This is a genomic window from Chryseobacterium sp. T16E-39, from assembly GCF_002216065.1.
Classification (GTDB): domain Bacteria; phylum Bacteroidota; class Bacteroidia; order Flavobacteriales; family Weeksellaceae; genus Chryseobacterium.
Window position 1 is genome coordinate 4,599,210 of record NZ_CP022282.1, and the last position, 17,125, is coordinate 4,616,334.

The following is a 17,125-nucleotide window of genomic DNA, read 5'->3' on the forward strand; positions in this document are numbered from 1 at the left end:
CTTTAAATGATGCCTGCTTATTTCAGTTTTTTAAGGCTATTCAATGTTACCGTTTCCTCACATTTTTCGTATTCTACTTCATAGATTGGATTCGTTTCCGGATAAATAAGTAAATAGCTCGGACAAGGTTTTTTCTGCGCATGACTTCGGTCGAAATCTATTTTACCCTTAGTAATGATACTGTCTTTTAAAAATTTTTCATCCACTTTATAGGTTTTCATGTCATTGGCGAAAGTCTCAGAGTATTTGAAATCTTTTGAAAGAGTTTCTGCAATCACCCGGCTGTTGGGTAAATAACCTGTACAGCTTGCCCCTTTTTTGTTTAATATAAAAAATACAATAATAAGACCCGGAATAAGGCCAATTAAATAGAACTTCAGTTTTTTCATTAGAAAATTAAAAGATTGATATCATGATAAGTAAGTCCGAAACGGTCACAGATGATTTTTTTGGTATGTCTCCCTTTGTACATATAAAGACTCTGTTTCATTTCGTTTTTGCGGATCAGCATATTTTCGAAACCGCCTTCTTCGTCGTAATTTAAAATATAAGACAAGAAGAAATTAGAAATCGCCTTCGTTGTCGTTCTAGGCATTTTAGAGGTAAGATTCGGAAGTCCGCAATGGATCACCCCATGTTTGATAACGTATGGTTCTTCCATGGTGGTAAGTTCCGAAGTTTCAATGACTTTACCATTATCAATGGTGATATCAATGATCACACTTCCTTTTTTCATCTTCATGACCATATCTTCGGTAACAATAGGCTGCATATTCAACCTCGGAAGTGCTCCGATCACAACATCAGCACGTCTTAGAGCCTTACCAAGCTCTTTAGGATCGATAATAGAAGTAGGAACCCTGCTGTCAACGATGGTATGAAGTCTCCTTAATTTTGAAAGTGAGTTATCAAAGACCCTTACGCTTGCTCCTAACCCGATAGCTGCTTTTGTAGCAAATTCACCTACAATCCCGGCTCCCAGAATAAGTACCTCTGAAGGACGTACTCCTGTAATTCCACCAAGCATCAGCCCGTTAGATAAAGCCAATAATTCTGATGCGTATAGGATTGAAACAGTTCCTGCAATTTCTCCTACCAATCTCACTAAGGCAAGCTGCTTATATTCATCAACGATAAATTCGAAAGCGATCGCATTGATCTTTTTCTCAGCCAGCTTTAAGAAATATTCTTTCTCTCTTAAATTAATTTGAAGGGCAGAAACCAGATAGGTATTAGGTTTCATATAGTCAATCTCCTCTTCTGTAGGCGGATTGATCTTTAAAATTAAATCCTGCCCGAAAGCTTCTTTAGGATCATTCGTGATCTTTGCTCCGGACTCGGAATACTGTAAATCTGTAAAAAAAGAACCCACGCCAACTCCGGATTCAATGATGATCTCGTGGCCGTGGTCTACCAATACCTGTACTGCATCGGGGGTTATACAAGTTCTTCTTTCATGAAGACAGGTCTCTTTGGGAACACCAATACTAAATTGTTTTCCCTTTTTTATAACTTCCAATTTTTCCTCTTTCGGCATTAATTCTTCTTCAGTAAAAGGAGTGAAAATATTTGTAGTACTCATTCTTTACATTAGTTATGTCTTACAGATAATTGTTTTTATAATCGAATTCAGAGAGCAAAGATACATAATATTTACTCGAATATGATTTCTCTGTTTTCCCCTGTGTTGGTAATACTCATTGCATGATATTTTAAGCCATATAAGTCTTCTTCGTATACTTCAGGCCATTCTATAATGCATAAAAAAGAATTATCAAGATATTCCTCAATGCCTATATCATAAACTTCTTCAATGTTTTTTAAACGGTAAAGATCAAAATGATAGACTTTTCCTTTTGGAGTACTGTATTCATTGACAATTGAATAAGTAGGAGAGTTAACCTCATCCTGACTTCCGAGATTTTTAAGTAAAAACTGAGTGAAAGTGGTTTTCCCTGCTCCTAGGTTACCTTTTAACAGAAGAATATTATGTTTTAAATGGGGGACAATTTGTTCAACAACGTCCTGCCAGTCTTCGAGTTTATTTATTTTAAATTCCATTATCATTTATAATTTAATGTACTGTTTCTTGCTTCTTTTGTCATGAGACCCAGTTCTATATAATAGTTAAGCTGATTGGATATTTGCAGAAGCTCTCTTATTTGTTTTATTTGAAAAAACACGAGCCTTTCTTCATAATTCAACCGTCTTATTTTGAGTTGGTTATTACATCCCTGGGAAAATTGACCATCTAATCCGTTTCTACCAATATATCTGCCTTTATGGTCATTTTGGATGATTTCAATATATTGTAAATCTTTTGTCGAGAAAACTTCGTTATCAATTGTAATCTTTTCTTTTTCAAAGATCAGTTTTCCTTGTAATTGACCTTTTAATTCTTCTGGAAAAAAAATATTTATACAACTTCCAATCAAAGCAATAAACATAGGTGGGAACGCTATCCACAAAAGCCAATGAGGAATTTCTTTATCAGGTATTCCAAGAATAAATGCAGGAGCCATAAATAGTAATGGAAGAGCAAATAAAACATAGATTATTCTTGCTCTCGTCCATACAAAACCTTTAGTCGGTTTATAAATAGTAAAAATTTTATAATCTTCCGTCATAAATTCAGGTACGCTACTTTCATGTGTCAAATTTAATCTAAATTATTTTTTATTTAAATAGAAAAAAAAGCTCATAGCGAATTATATTTTGAGGGCAAAAAATAATGATTAAATGTGCTGAAAAATGTATATTAGCATATAAACCAACAAAATATAATTACATGAAAAAAGCTTTCTTCTTATTTTCAATTTTAGGCATAAGTTTTCTTTCCGGTCAGGTAGGTACTACATGTGCCAACCCAATTGTGATCGGTTCTTTGCCTTATACGACGACAGATGATACTGCAAATTATGCAGATAATTATGACCCTGATGAGAGTAATAACCCTCCCTGTAGTGGTTCTGCAGATGATTTTGGAAATTTTTATCACGGGGGAAATGATGTGATCTACTCCTATACACCAACTACGACCGGAACAATTAAAATAGAAATACCGGCTTCAGCAGCAATAGGATGGACAGGCATGTTTGTGTATAATAGCTGTACAGATATTGGTCTTAATTATGCTGCATGTGAGGGGAATGTCAGTGACGGAGATGCATTAACGATTGATAATTTTGTTGTAACGGCGGGCCAGACTTATTATATACTAATATCTTCCTGGCCAGATCCCCAGACGGTATCTTATACTTTAAATGTGACCTCCCTTAATCTTGCAGTACAGGATACGGAATTAGCGAAAAAACAGACAAGCGTATATCCAAATCCTGCCGGAAAAGACCTGAGTTTTAAATCTCCGAAAGATATTGTATTTGCAAATGTGTATACAATGGAAGGGAAAAAAATAAAATCTTATAAGGTACACGGTAATACCATCTCTGTTGATGATCTGTCTGCAGGCAGTTATATCGTAGAGTTTACCGATAAGTCTGATACTGTATCTACCAAAGTATTCATTAAAAAATAGATACCCGGAATACAATAAATTCATGAATCCCCGCTATGGGGATTTTTTGTTTTACAGTATAAATATTATACTTTTACATCATGATTTCTAAACAGACCATAGATAAAATATTCTCCACGATCCGGGTAGAAGAGATTGTGGGTGAGTATGTGCAGTTGAAGAGGGCAGGGTCTAATTACAAAGGGCTCAGTCCCTTTCATGAAGAAAAATCTCCCAGTTTTGTCGTTTCACCCAGTAAGCAGATCTGGAAAGATTTCTCAACGGGAAAAGGAGGAACTGCCATTTCTTTTCTTATGGAAATTGAAAACTTCACCTATCCTGAAGCTCTTCGCCATGCTGCTAAGAAATATGGAATTGAGATTGAAGAAGATCAGCGGGAATTTTCTGAGGAAGCAAAAAATGCACAGTCTGAAAGGGATTTGCTCTATAAAATTCATGAAGTTGCGAATGATTATTTTCAAAACTTCATGTGGGAAACTGAAGAAGGTAAATCGATCGGTTTTGCTTACTTTAAAGAGCGTGAGCTGAAAGATGATATCATTAAAAAGTTTCAATTGGGGTATTCTCCTGAACAGAAAAATGCTTTTACGGCGCATGCTCTGGAAAAAGGCTATACTAAGGAGATTTTAGAAAAATCAGGACTTTCTATTTTCCCTGAAAATGCTCCGAATGGGATTGACCGTTTTCGCGAGCGGGTTATATTTCCGATTCATAGTTTCTCCGGAAGGGTATTGGGATTTGGTGCCAGAATTCTTAAGAATAATGTCAAAACAGCCAAATACCTCAATTCTCCGGAAACCGAGATCTATCATAAGTCGAACGTTCTTTATGGTTTAAATCAAAGTAAACAGGCTATTTCCCGGAAAAACATCTGTCTTTTAGTGGAAGGATATATGGATGTAATCTCACTTCATATGTCAGGGATCGAAAATGTGGTCGCTAGTTCTGGAACTTCTTTAACTACGGAGCAGATCAAACTGATCAAAAGGCTTACTGAAAATGTAACGATTCTTTTTGATGGAGACAATGCTGGAATTAAAGCAAGCTTCCGAAGCATTGATATGCTACTCACAGAAGGAATGAACATTCGTGTGCTTTTGTTTCCGGAAGGTGATGATCCCGATTCTTTTGCGAGAAAACACCCCCAGGATTATGTTGAAAAATTCATCGAAAATGAAGCGATGGATTTTATTGACTTTAAAGCTGAAATACTTTTAAAAGAAGCAGGAAACGACCCGATCAAGAAAGCAGAGGCGATCAGGAATATTGTAAAATCAGTTGGATTTGTTCAAAACGCCCTTAAAAGAGAGGTTTATTTAAAGGAGGTTTCCAATAAATTTGGTCTTTCTGAGCAGAGTTTATTTAATGAGCTGGATGTTCAGAAGCAAATCATTCAAAATCAGACTCAGCATGTACAGCAGCAGAAGGAGAATGTCCCTGTAAAAATGGATATTGTGCCTTTGGATGATGACAAAGGTGATCCTTTTCTGTATGATGTCCTTTTTATGGAGAGTAAGCTGGTTGATCACATGCTTATGTTTGGAGATATCGTTCTGAAAAGAACGGATGAAAATAATGGCGAGTATCAGATCACAGTGATTGAAGAGATTCTGCATCATTTTGAAGAAGAGGGATATGAGTTTTTAGTTAAAGGAAATGAGATCATCATTAATCAGGTAAGAGAAGGAATTAAAGAAGATGAGTTGCGAAGCGGAAACTTTTTTGTATCTTTTATGGACGAACAGATCACCAGCAAAGTGGTGGATGCATTAATTCCACCGGATGAACTTGAAAACTGGGCCTCCCGGAATATTTACCCACCCAATTATGGAGACAAAGTTGCAGAACAGGTAAAAGGAGATGTATTACTTCATAAATACAGGTATATCGATTATTTAATAAAAGAAACAGCTAAAGAGCTTGATCAGCATAGCGGAAGCAATGAGGAAAAATATTTTGAACTTATCAAAAAAATTACCTTGCTGAAGCAGGCATCAATGAAACTAAGCGATATTATTGAATATTCCCCTATTAAAGGTGTTTACAGAGAGAGGAAATAATATTTCTCATACAAACGTCAGGAGGTTCGTCAATCATTTCTGACAAAAAGTCCTATTAAATTTTAGGAATAAAAGTTGTAACTTATACTTTAGAAAAATTTAAAATAATACCAATAGAAATATGGACATTAAAAAAGAATTCAGAGATTTCTCTGTAAAGCATTTAGGAAACAGCGGTTTGGTTACCGATCAGTATATGGGAATGTATGGTCCAACGAATCTTACGCCTTACATTATGGAGGAGAGAAGATTGAATGTCGCTCAAATGGACGTTTTTTCACGTCTGATGATGGACAGGATTATTTTCCTTGGAACCGGAATCGATGACCAGGTTGCTAATATCGTTACAGCGCAGCTTTTATTCTTAGAAAGCGCTGATTCATCAAAAGATATTCAGATTTATATCAACTCTCCTGGAGGTAGTGTATATGCAGGTTTAGGAATTTATGACACTATGCAGATCATCAAACCGGATGTAGCAACAATCTGTACAGGTATTGCCGCTTCAATGGGAGCTGTATTATTAGTAGCAGGTGAAAAAGGAAAACGTTCTGCACTTAAGCATTCAAGAGTAATGATCCACCAGCCATCAGGTGGCGCACAAGGGGTTGCTTCTGATATGGAAATCAACTTAAGAGAAATGTTGAAATTAAAGCAGGAGCTTTATGACATTATTGCTGAACATTCAGGACAGACCTACGAGTGGGTTGAAAAATCTTCTGACAGAGATTACTGGATGACTTCTGAGGAAGCTAAAAACTACGGAATGGTAGATGAGGTTTTACAAAGATCTAAAGAGAAAAAGTAATTTTCTTTAAAATCATAATGAAAGCGTACCCATAGGTGCGCTTTTCTTTTTTATATACCGGCTAAAGCCACAATATTTTTTGAATACGCTGTCATTGCGAACGAATGTGAAGCAATAAATTTCTCGGAATATTGATCCTCCGTCAGTTCGAGTGTTTTTCGTAATGAAATGAAGAAAAATGTATCGAGAACCTCTGTAAATTCAACCACAAAAGCTACAAAAGTTTTTAAACACTTTAGTTTATTTAAGTTTAAAATATAATGCATAAGAAGTACACATAAGTTTTTTAAAAATCAAAGATTTTTTTGAGTGTTATCTTCATGAGTTGCAAAAGCTTAAAGCTTATCAAAGGCTAATGTTTTCAAGATACAAACAAGTATCACAAACAAAATCTAAAAAATATGCTTAATCTGCGAGAAAAAAATACTTGAAGAATTTTCAACCCATCCAATCCGCTATAAAATTAAAATACAATTATTATTCAATTCAAGATAAGTTCATACTCGCTGTTTACATTCGCACCCATAAAAAGTAAACATGAAAAAACTTCTTCTTTCATCACTTATCCTTGGAGCTTTATGGTCTTGTAATAATAATGATGACAACGTAAACAACCAGGACATTAATTATTCTAAACTGCCACAGGAATTTCCCTTTACTACACTGGCCACTGTAAATGGAGCAGCGGTAATTAATGGTGGTTTTGGTTCGGGAGCAACTGCACACCCTACCAGAAAGGGAGAGTTTTATGTGATCACAGATCGAGGTCCGAATACGGCCTATTCAGATGGAATTAAATTCCTTATTCCCAACTTTACTCCAACGATCATGCATTTTAAGATCAATGCTGAAGGAAATATTGAAGTATTGAAATATATAAAACTTAAAAATCCTTCCGGGCAGCCTATTACAGGACTTCCAAACCCTCAGGGAATGGGAAGTACCGGTGAAATTGCGTACGGATTGAATGGGAATGCTTTGGGTACGGATAATTATGGATTGGATAGTGAAAGTATTGTAGCTGCAGCGGATGGCACATTCTGGGTTTCTGATGAATATGGACCTCATATAGTGCATTATAATGCAGACGGTGTTGAGATGGAGCGAATCAGTCCTATTGGAGTGAATACGGGGAACAGAAAATTACCGGCAGTTTTTGCAAAAAGAAGACCCAACCGCGGGATGGAGGGAATGTGTATGACTCCGGACGGAAAAATGTTGGTTGGTACAATGCAGTCGACCATGTATGTACCTACGAAGGTTTTGGCAACCAATACCACCTTAACGAGAATCGTAACGTTTGATCTTGCAACAGGAAAGACAAAGCAATATTTATATAAACAGGATGGGGGAGCATCAGACTCTGTATGTGACATCACGGCGATAAGCAATACTGAGTTTTTGGTGATTGAAAGAGATGGGAAATTCGGTTCTCAGGGCGGATTGAAAAAAGTATACAGGATTAGTTTAGCGGGGGCTTCCGATGTGAGTGGAACTGACCTTACAGCGGTTGATGGATTGAAAATTAATAACAAAGCTTTGGAACAGTCCACCTGGACAGAGATTGCAGCAGTTGGATTACAGCCTGTTTCTAAAATGTTAGCTGTAGACTTGGTTACAAAGTTAGGCTATGAACATGATAAGTTCGAAGGAATTGTTTATTTAGGAGGAAATAAACTGGCTGTTTTCAATGATGATGATTTTGGCGTTACAGATGATGGAAACGGAAATCCTAAAGCTAAAATTCTTCCTAAGACAGGAAAAGTAGATAAAGGAACGATGTATGTAGTCGATATTCAATAATTAGATTTTTTAAAAAGCAAACGGCAGAATTTTATTCTGCCGTTTTTTATTATTATTTGAATTGAATATCGATAGGGGGACGGGCTTTAGCTAAAATGCATAATTTTACCTGTTACCTATTACCTCGTACCTGCTACCTAATATTAATTAAACCCTTCAATAATTTTAGAAAAATCTTCAAGTTTCAAAGCAGCTCCTCCAATCAATCCACCATCGATATCAGGCTGGGAGAAAATTTCTTTTGCATTGTCAGGCTTCACTGAACCTCCGTAAAGGATGGAAACTTCGTCAGCCACTTCCTGTCCATATTTTGCTGCAATGATGCTTCTGATATGAGCATGGATTTCCTGAGCTTGCTCTGGAGTAGCTGTTTCACCCGTTCCAATTGCCCAAACAGGTTCGTAAGCGATTACTACTTTCTTGATTTCTTCGGCTGAAAGGGTAAATAAAGCGACTTCAGTTTGGTTTTTTACTACTTCAAAGTGCTGACCTGCTTTTCTCTGTTCAAGAGTTTCCCCATTACAGTATACAGGGATCAAGCCTTTATCAAGAGCTAATTTAACTTTTCTGTTGCAGTGGGAGTCTGTTTCACCATGATATTGTCTTCTTTCAGAGTGTCCGATAAGGGATCCGGTTACATCAATCGACTCAAGCATATCCGCAGAAAGTTCACCAGTGTAAGCTCCGCTTTCATGCTCACTCATATCCTGTGAGAAAACACCAATTTCATCCTTTTCGTAGATGTCTTTAGCCATCATAAGGTACAAAGATGGAGGTGCTATCCAAACTTCACAGTTGGTTGGATTGTTATTTTTGTAACTTAGTAATTGGATCATTAATTGCTGAGCATCAATTACATTTTTGTTCATTTTCCAGTTTCCTGCAACTATTTTTCTTCTCATAATTATTTCACTTATTTTAATCTTCTTCTATTTTAGTGTCTATAAATGTATAGGTGTTATCTTTTTTACCCATTAATTCAATTGATTGGAACTTTACATCACCATTATCCAGTACCTCATAATGATACACGTCGGTCACATTATCATACTTGTGGAGTTCATAATATTTACCTGATTCTGTCCACCAGCTGCCATTTTCTGTTGCTTGCTGTACAGTGCCATCAGGATCAATAGAAACAAACAAGAGCATACTTTTTCCATTTTCCAATCGACAAGAAACCCAATATTTTGAGAATCCTTCAATCTGCTGGTTTTGTTCAGAACCCTTATAACATCCTATCATTTTTGGATCATAAGCCTTCTGTTGTGCTGTTACTCCTATTCCAATGCAAAGTAAGGATAGGGCCATTAGTCTTTTCATAAATTTATTGATTAATTCCTTCTAGTTTAAACATAAAAGCGTACACCAGAGAGGTATCTTTCAGGTAGTCAAATCTTCCCGAAGCACCACCATGACCATATGCCATATCTGTTTTTAAGAACAATACATTTTTATCTGTTTTCATATCTCTCAGTTTAGCTACCCATTTTGCAGGCTCAAAATACTGTACCTGAGAATCGTGCAAGCCTGTTGTTACCAAAAGATTAGGATAATTTTTCTTTTCTACATTTTCATAAGGCGAATAGGATTTCATATAGAAATAAGCCTCTTTATTATTTGGATTTCCCCATTCGTCATATTCGTTGGTTGTCAATGGAATACTTTCATCAAGCATCGTATTGACTACATCTACAAAAGGAACGTGAGCAATTACTCCATTCCACAGATTGGGACTCATATTTGCGATAGCCCCCATGAGTAGACCTCCAGCACTTCCTCCCTGCGCGTACATATGTTTGGGAGAGGTATATTTTTCTTTAACCAGATATTCCCCGGCATCGATGAAGTCTGTAAAAGTGTTTTTCTTTTTCATCATTTTGCCATCTTCATACCACTGTCTGCCCATTTCCTGGCCACCACGGATATGTGCCATTACATATACAAATCCCCGGTCTAAAAGACTTAATCTCGGGCTGCTGAATGCTGCATTAGAAGAGCTTCCATATGAACCATAAGCATAAAGTAAAAGAGGGCTGTTCCCATCTTTTTTAAATCCTTTTTTATAAACAATAGAAAGAGGTATTTTGGTACCATCCTTAGCCGTAGCGAAAAGTCTCTCTGTTACATAATTGTCTTTATTATAGCCTCCAAGAACCTCCTGCTGTTTTAATAATATTCTTTTTCCGGTTTTTAAGTCCTGTTCAAACTGAGAACTAGGAGTGATCAATGAAGTATATCCGAAACGGAAATTATCGGTATTGTATTCTGGATTTCCTGCGGGAGACACTGTATAGGTCGGCTCATCAAATTTTACAAACTCTTTTTTGCCTGTTTTTCTGTCATAGATCACCAGCTGGGAAAGGCCGTTTTGTCTTTCACTGAAAACCAGATAATTTTTAAATTCACTGATTCCCTGCATCAATACCTCTTTTCGGTGAGGAATGAAATCTTTCCAGTTTTCAACACCGGTCTTGTTTAAAGGAGTTTCTACCACTTTAAAGTTAAGGGCATCTTTATTGGTTGTGATCAGAAATTTATCTTCCAGGGGAGTGACATCATACAATACATCTTTTATCCTTGACTGAAAAACCTTAAACGTTCCATTGGGGTCATCTGCATTCAGATATCTTGTTTCAGATGATGTTGTCGCAGCAGAATAAATCATAATGAATTTTTCGTTCTTTGACTTACCTACGCCTATGTAATTGGATTTATCCTTTTCTTCATACACCACAACATCTTTTTCTGGATCTGTTCCTAGTGTATGTCTTTTAATCTTTTCAGATAATAGGGTTACAGGATTATTTTCTGTGTAATAGAGGGTTTTGTTATCATTAGCCCAAACAGCTTCACCTTCTGTATTTTTAATGCCAAGGTCAGTTGTTTTTCCGGATGATAGATCTTTCAGAAACAACTTATACTGTCTTCGTGAGACATCATCTACGCCATATACAAGTTTAGTGTTGTCCGGACTTATACTAAATCCAGCGGCTGAATAATAAGGATGACCTTCAGCAAGCTGATCAATATCTAAAAGTATTTCTTCAGGAGCGTTCAGGTTTCCTTTCTTTCTGCAATATTTGAAATATTGTTTCCCATTTTCAGTACGGGTATAATAGTAATATCCGTTTTTAAAAGAAGGTACAGACTCATCCTTTTCTTTGATCCTGGATTTCATTTCCTGGAAAAGTTTTTCCCTGAAAGGTTCAGTATCTTTCATCATTCCTTCCCAGTAGGAGTTTTCGGCCTTTAAATAGTCAACAACTTTTGTTGAATCTTTCCCTTTTTTGAAGTAGTCAATCATCCAGTAATAAGGATCATTTACTTTGTCTCCGTGTTTGATTCTGATATGTTCCTTCTTTTCTGCAACAGGTGCTTTAAGGTCAGGGAATTTTTGAGATTGGATGGTAGAAGCACTCATGATTAATAGTCCTAAATATAAATTTTTCATGCTAATATTCTGTTTTTGGATATCGATGTTAATTCAGATCCCACATATTCTTTAAAAGCTTATAGAATGTATGTTCCTCATCGGTCACCTTGTTATCAGCTTTGATAAGTGTTTTGGCAAATTCTGCAAATTTTACACGCTCTTCTTCAGTAGAATCGTCATGGAAACAGCGGGCGTGAAATTCGAAATGGTCTTTCCATTCTTCAGGCTTTAAAAGGGCGATTGTTTCCAGTTCATTATCCAAATTCATTTTAAAAGGAAATTCATCCGCTAAATATTGCTGAACAAGCATTCCTTCTTCAGGAGCAAATTCTCCGTCTACAGAAGAAAGAATCATAAGTAAGTGGTAACCAGCGATGGGTTTATTTGATTTTTGCATGAGTTGATTTAAAGTTTAGTGTTTAATTGTACTAGGATGATAAGCATTAATTCTATGCTTCCCCTTTATTTAATATAATCTTTTGCAGGCTGTTTGTCTACAATTTTCCCGTTTTGTAATACCAATATAAAAGGATTACTTCGGGCAATAGTCTTAATGGCAGTCCCGTCCATCATTACATTCTTAATCGTTTTGAAAGTATTATGATCTGTGGAAACCCCATAAATGAGTGCCCCTTTTTGTGCATTCACTTTAGCTTCTATTTTTTGAATCAGTTCTTGAGGAACTTCCTTTGGATGGTAGGAAAATACCAAAACAGCTTTTGGAGCTTTTATGATCTCATCAGTAACCTCAAGACCACTAGGATCTTCTATTTTAAACTTGACAATTTCAGATTTATAACCTTCTTTTATCAATACAGACTCATTTTTTCCTTCTTCAATCTTCCATGGAGATCCATCTGCCCAATATTTGGTTTCTTTAATATAATCGTCCTGATTTACTTTTAAAACTTCCCCTGTCTTTTGGTTTTTAAGAGAGTAGAAGGTTTTATATTCGGAAGGGTTTTTAGCGATTTTCTCTTTTTCAGTTTTAAGGTCTGTACCGATTTTATAATCACGGAAATCAATCATTGGTTCATGAAGAAGTCCTTGTGCCATTATGTAGATCATCACCAAAGAAAATGCACCTAAAATATAGTATTTAAATTTGTTTGAAGAGGGTACTACCGCATTGCTGTATTCATCTTTTTTTACAAATTCCTTTCTGTATAAAACAAATAAAATAATCAATCCTATTAAAAGTACAACATCCTTAAAGAAGCTTTGCCATGGAGTGAATTTTACAGCATCTCCAAAACATCCGCAGTCTGTCACGACATTAAAATAGGCTGAGTAAAAAGTAAGGAATCCAAAGAATATACAAAGAGCAATAAGTGCAGATAAGGTGAACTTAAGTTTTAGTTTTATTAACAGCATAAATCCAAGGAAAAGTTCCAATACGACAACAATAATTGAAAACAGTAAGGCAAATTTTTCCAGGAACGGCATGTTGAAAACCGTGGGCGAAAAGTATTCTTCCATTTTAAAGGAAAAACCTACCAGATCCACAGCTTTTACAAAGCCGGAAAGGATAAAAATAACAGCAAGAATAAAACGAAGTACACCTTTAATCATTTTAAATAGTTTTTGGTTCGAAATTATTTTCTTTTTCAGAGAATTTGATCAGACAGAAAACAGCATAATTCAGCATGTCAAAATAATTGGCATCTAAACCTTCAGAAACAATAGTCTTCCCCTGATTGTCCTCGATCTGCTTTGTTCTTAAAACTTTTTGATAGATAAGATCAGTTATGGAAGAAATTCTCATATCTCTCCAGGCCTCGCCATAATCATGATTTTTTCTTTCCATCAATGCCTGTGCTTCAGCAGAATATTTGTTGTAAAGATTTAGGATCTCTTCATTATTTTCGTTGAAGTCGTTGGAAAAACCTTTTTCAAGCTGGATAAGTCCAATAATTGAGTAGTTAACAATCGCGATAAATTCATCTTCCTCACTCTCTTCTACCATTTTTTTATCAGTCATCTGCAATGTACGGATCCTATTGACCTTAATATAGATCTGATCCGTAATGGAACTGGGTCTTAAAACCCGCCATGCTGCCCCATAATCTTGTAATTTTTTGCTGAAAAGATCACGACACTGATTGATAATTTTCCCGAATTGTACTGAAGTTTTTAACATAAATTCTCTTAATAGCCCAAATATACAAAAATAGGGGTTAGGTTGTGGGAATTCGGGAGTGATTTTGAACAGGAGTGCTTTAGGGCATAAGGTTTGAGTGTCGGAGTGTGGGAGAGTAAGAGAGTAGGCAAAAATTGGAGCTTTACTAAAAGATAAGGGAGTCGCTGTAAGTGTAAGAGAGTGGGAGAGTAGGAAAAATTTGGGGTTTTAGTGCAAAGGTAAGAGAGTCAGTGGAAGTGAGTATTTTGAGATAGTAGAGTTTGAAAGAATTTTGAGTATTGAATAGAAACTACATTTTCTAAAACTGTTTATTACTTGTTCCCGTAACGGACCAATTACCTTGCTCATCTTACTTTTAGTCCTTAGCTTTGCATTAAAATTCAGTAGCTAGAAACCCACAACCCACAACTCGAATCTCGTAACCATTACTCCTACACTCAAACCCTAATACACTCAAACGCTCAAACCCACCACTCAATATGCTCTCAAACGCTCCGACTCTCAAACCCTTTCACTCCATCAACTGTAATGGTAAACTCGTAGATTTAACGGTCCCAAAAATAATGGGTATTTTAAATCTTACTCCGGATTCTTTTTCTGATGGTGGCTGGTTTAATGAGGAAAAGCTGGCTTTAGAGCATGCTGAAAAATTACTGAAAGAGGGAGCGGGATTGATTGATATTGGCCCTCAGTCGACTCGTCCTCATGCACAATTTCTTAGTGCTGAAGAGGAAATTAAAAGACTGGGAAATATAATTTCTCAAATTAAAAGATTCTTTCCGGAAACATTGATCTCATTGGATACATTTTATTCTCAAACTGTAAAATTTGGTTTTAATGAGGGAATTGATATGATCAATGATATTTCCGGAGGACAATTCGATCAAAAAATGTTCGATGTAGCGGCAGAAACAAAACTTCCTTATGTGTTGATGCATGTGAATCCTTCCTATGAAACGATGCATGATACCATTAAGTTTAAAGATATTGTAGTGGAAGTTAACAGGTATTTCAGTGAAAGAACTCATGAGCTTTTACAAAAAGGAGTAAAAGATATTATTCTTGATCCGGGATTTGGTTTTGGAAAAGCTGTGGCAGACCAAATGAAAATGCTTGATGAAATAGAGTATTTGGGTTTTGAAAAATTTCCCTTACTGATTGGTATTTCAAGAAAATCATTTATTTATAAACCGCTTGGGAAATCACCCTTAGATATTAATGAGGAAACTCAGAAACTGCATTTAAAAGTTTTAAAACAAGGAGCTAAAATCTTACGGGTACATGATGTGGCAGAAGCGAAGAAAACACTAGAGGTGTTCTTACAAGGGAATTATTGAAAAATAGCCATAAACATCTGTACAGTCTGATGAATCTGTAGAAAAAGCTCAACCACAAAAGTCACAAAAGTTTTTAAACACTTTGTCATTGCGAACGAATGTGAAGCAATCTCAATTAAGAAGTACACATAAGTTTTAAAAAAATCTATGATTTTTTATAAGAATTCAGCGTCATCAGTAAATCTCTTTTGCTAACTCAGATATTGAGGTATTATAAAAAAACTTTGCGTTAAGAAAACCTAACGCAAAGCTCTATTTAAAATTACAAATCTACATCTGTAGTTTGTTTTTATCTTTCCAGTGTAAAATTAGAAATCACTTTTGGACGTTCATTTTCATTAGCTACTTTCCATGAAGTTCTGTACATCCATTCCGTCATTTTGTATAACTTTTTATAATTGATGTTTTCCGATTCATCCTGAGGAGTGTGATACTGATCATGCAAAACGCTCGTGAAAAAGATAGCGGGAATTCCAACTTTAGCATATGGGAGATGGTCACTTCTGAAATAGAAATATTCTGCATGATTAGGAGAATCCCAATCTTTAAGGTATTTAAATTTTGTGCTTTCATTGTTTGCATCCTCAGCCATTTTTACCAATTCTTCAGAATTTTTGTGGGGTGCATTTCCACCTAACAAAGCTGCTTCTTCAAGGCTATTTCTACCGATCATATCGCCATTTAAAACAGCAACGATCTGTTCCTTTGGAACCACAGGATGTAAAGCGTGCCATCTTGAGCCGAGTAAGCCTCTTTCTTCTGCGCCGTGGAAAACAAAAAGAACACTTCTTTTTCCGGGTTGCTTTTTATAAGCTCTTGCTATGGCTAACATAGCAACGCAGGTGCTTGCATTGTCATCGGCACCATTGTAGATGGTATCGTTTTTAACGGGATGCCTTATTCCATCGTGATCCTGATGTCCACTGATCAAAACATATTCATTTTTAAGCTTCGGATCTGTTCCTTCAATTTTTCCGATCACATTCACAGATGGATATTTATAGGTTTCAGTGATGAGGTTTAAAGAAATCTTAGGATTATTTTTTACCCAGTTGGCATTTTCTCTTTTGATCCACAGAACAGGAATATTATTGGTAATGGTTTCTCTCAGCCCCTCTACACCATATGATCCTCGCGTCATTTGAGGTAGAACTTCTACCCAGCTTTTTTCAGAAGTGTCATCAGTGATGAAAATAATAGCTTGAGCACCCAATTTTTGAGCCGTATTATAATACTTTGTTCTTACAAAACCGGGATATCTTCTTACAAAAAGGGTCATTTCCTTTTCTATATTTTTGTCTGAAGCATTTACAGCAAGAACTTTTCCTTTAAGATTCAGTTTTGATAAATCTTCGGGTTCCGTATTCCCGGCATATACAATTTCGGTATCCAGATTTGCATTTACAGGTTCCGCAACAAGAAAATCTTTCCACAATTTTAATGTATTTCCTCCCAGTTTCATGGTACTCTGTGGAATCACCTGATGCCTGTACATATCAAAATACTGGAAAAAAGTTCCGTTATCGCCTGCAGGAGACATACCGGCTTCCTTAGCTTTATCAGCCAGCCACATGGACACTTTAAGTTCATTCAAGGTTCCTGCTTCACGTCCCCAAAACTGATCTGCAGCCATTTCGTACATATCTTTCTTAATATCAGACTCCTTTATGGCAGATACCAATGGCTTTTTATAGCTCTGGGCATTTCCAAAAGAAAGGATTAATATACCCAACAGGGATAAAAAATAATTCTTGTTCATTGGGCTGCTATTAATTAAGTGGAGCTAATTTTTCAGAAAACTGTTTTGAAAATTCTTTTCTGTCTTCTTCCAGTTTTTCTTTATCAGCAGGTAAAATATAATTGAAAAGAATTTTTTCTTCCCGATCAATAAAAATGATCTCTTTCTCTTCACCATCAATCATTTGGAGAAAGATCTCCCACATAGAAACGTCTTTTAGTCGTAATAACTCAAAAAAATCGTCTGCTTTTATTTCTATTTTTTTCAT

At 36.0% G+C, this 17,125-nt stretch carries 17 protein-coding genes; 5 read left to right on the forward strand and 12 right to left on the reverse strand.

Translation table 11 applies throughout. The annotated features are described in order from the left end of the window. Positions 1 to 17 precede the first annotated feature (17 nt). The 4 genes from CEY12_RS20980 to CEY12_RS20995 form a co-directional block, all read right to left on the reverse strand. On the reverse strand, positions 18 to 389 hold the full coding sequence (locus CEY12_RS20980; protein ID WP_089029510.1) for a hypothetical protein: 372 nt from the start codon (positions 387 to 389) through the stop codon (positions 18 to 20). Then, a complete protein-coding gene (locus tag CEY12_RS20985; protein ID WP_089029511.1) occupies positions 389 to 1,582 on the reverse strand; it encodes an alanine dehydrogenase in 1,194 nt (397 codons plus the stop codon). The genes CEY12_RS20980 and CEY12_RS20985 overlap by 1 nt, the downstream gene beginning before the upstream one ends. Before the next feature lie 71 nt (positions 1,583 to 1,653). After that, positions 1,654 to 2,061, reverse strand: coding sequence for a tRNA (adenosine(37)-N6)-threonylcarbamoyltransferase complex ATPase subunit type 1 TsaE (gene tsaE / locus CEY12_RS20990; RefSeq protein WP_089029512.1), 408 nt, complete (start codon positions 2,059 to 2,061; stop codon positions 1,654 to 1,656). A 2-nt stretch (positions 2,062 to 2,063) separates the two neighbouring features. Then, positions 2,064 to 2,657 carry a hypothetical protein gene (locus CEY12_RS20995; RefSeq protein WP_157676873.1) on the reverse strand — a complete coding sequence of 198 codons (594 nt, stop codon included), beginning with the start codon at positions 2,655 to 2,657 and terminating at the stop codon, positions 2,064 to 2,066. Between the two features lie 131 nt (positions 2,658 to 2,788). On the opposite strand from CEY12_RS20995, the gene CEY12_RS21000 reads away from it, so the two are divergent. The 4 genes from CEY12_RS21000 to CEY12_RS21020 all read left to right on the forward strand — a co-directional run bounded on the left by CEY12_RS21000 (position 2,789) and on the right by CEY12_RS21020 (position 8,206). Beyond that, positions 2,789 to 3,535, forward strand: a complete 747-nt coding sequence (locus CEY12_RS21000; protein WP_157676874.1) for a T9SS type A sorting domain-containing protein — start codon at positions 2,789 to 2,791, stop codon at positions 3,533 to 3,535. Between the two features lie 80 nt (positions 3,536 to 3,615). Beyond that, positions 3,616 to 5,595, forward strand: a complete 1,980-nt coding sequence (dnaG, locus tag CEY12_RS21005) for a DNA primase (protein ID WP_089029515.1) — start codon at positions 3,616 to 3,618, stop codon at positions 5,593 to 5,595. Between the two features lie 121 nt (positions 5,596 to 5,716). Beyond that, positions 5,717 to 6,403 carry an ATP-dependent Clp endopeptidase proteolytic subunit ClpP gene (gene clpP / locus CEY12_RS21010; protein WP_089029516.1) on the forward strand — a complete coding sequence of 229 codons (687 nt, stop codon included), beginning with the start codon at positions 5,717 to 5,719 and terminating at the stop codon, positions 6,401 to 6,403. Between the two features lie 537 nt (positions 6,404 to 6,940). Further along, complete coding sequence (locus CEY12_RS21020; protein ID WP_089029518.1) at positions 6,941 to 8,206, forward strand: esterase-like activity of phytase family protein; 1,266 nt, start codon at positions 6,941 to 6,943, stop codon at positions 8,204 to 8,206. 143 nt (positions 8,207 to 8,349) lie between these two features. Here the strand turns inward: CEY12_RS21020 and tpiA are convergent, their stop codons facing one another. From tpiA to CEY12_RS21050, 6 genes are all read right to left on the reverse strand, one after another. Further along, positions 8,350 to 9,108: a triose-phosphate isomerase gene (tpiA, locus tag CEY12_RS21025; RefSeq protein ID WP_089029519.1), complete on the reverse strand. Its 759-nt coding sequence runs from the start codon at positions 9,106 to 9,108 to the stop codon at positions 8,350 to 8,352. 16 nt (positions 9,109 to 9,124) lie between these two features. Then, complete coding sequence (locus CEY12_RS21030; protein ID WP_089029520.1) at positions 9,125 to 9,529, reverse strand: hypothetical protein; 405 nt, start codon at positions 9,527 to 9,529, stop codon at positions 9,125 to 9,127. Positions 9,530 to 9,533: 4 nt separating this feature from the next. Beyond that, positions 9,534 to 11,660 (reverse strand): S9 family peptidase, encoded by a 2,127-nt coding sequence (locus CEY12_RS21035; RefSeq protein WP_089029521.1) that lies wholly within the window; start codon positions 11,658 to 11,660, stop codon positions 9,534 to 9,536. 28 nt (positions 11,661 to 11,688) lie between these two features. Beyond that, positions 11,689 to 12,039, reverse strand: coding sequence for a TerB family tellurite resistance protein (locus CEY12_RS21040; protein ID WP_089029522.1), 351 nt, complete (start codon positions 12,037 to 12,039; stop codon positions 11,689 to 11,691). Between the two features lie 65 nt (positions 12,040 to 12,104). After that, a complete protein-coding gene (locus tag CEY12_RS21045; protein WP_089029523.1) occupies positions 12,105 to 13,214 on the reverse strand; it encodes a BT_3928 family protein in 1,110 nt (369 codons plus the stop codon). 1 nt (position 13,215) lies between these two features. Next, positions 13,216 to 13,782 carry a DUF1599 domain-containing protein gene (locus tag CEY12_RS21050; protein WP_089029524.1) on the reverse strand — a complete coding sequence of 189 codons (567 nt, stop codon included), beginning with the start codon at positions 13,780 to 13,782 and terminating at the stop codon, positions 13,216 to 13,218. A 563-nt stretch (positions 13,783 to 14,345) separates the two neighbouring features. Between CEY12_RS21050 and folP the strand changes: the two genes are divergently transcribed. Next, on the forward strand, positions 14,346 to 15,119 hold the full coding sequence (folP, locus tag CEY12_RS21055; protein ID WP_089029525.1) for a dihydropteroate synthase: 774 nt from the start codon (positions 14,346 to 14,348) through the stop codon (positions 15,117 to 15,119). 289 nt (positions 15,120 to 15,408) lie between these two features. On the opposite strand, the gene CEY12_RS21060 is transcribed toward folP, so the two are convergent. After that, positions 15,409 to 16,878 carry a M28 family peptidase gene (locus tag CEY12_RS21060; protein ID WP_089029526.1) on the reverse strand — a complete coding sequence of 490 codons (1,470 nt, stop codon included), beginning with the start codon at positions 16,876 to 16,878 and terminating at the stop codon, positions 15,409 to 15,411. A gap of 10 nt (positions 16,879 to 16,888) precedes the next feature. Then, complete coding sequence (locus CEY12_RS21065) at positions 16,889 to 17,125, reverse strand: hypothetical protein (protein ID WP_089029527.1); 237 nt, start codon at positions 17,123 to 17,125, stop codon at positions 16,889 to 16,891.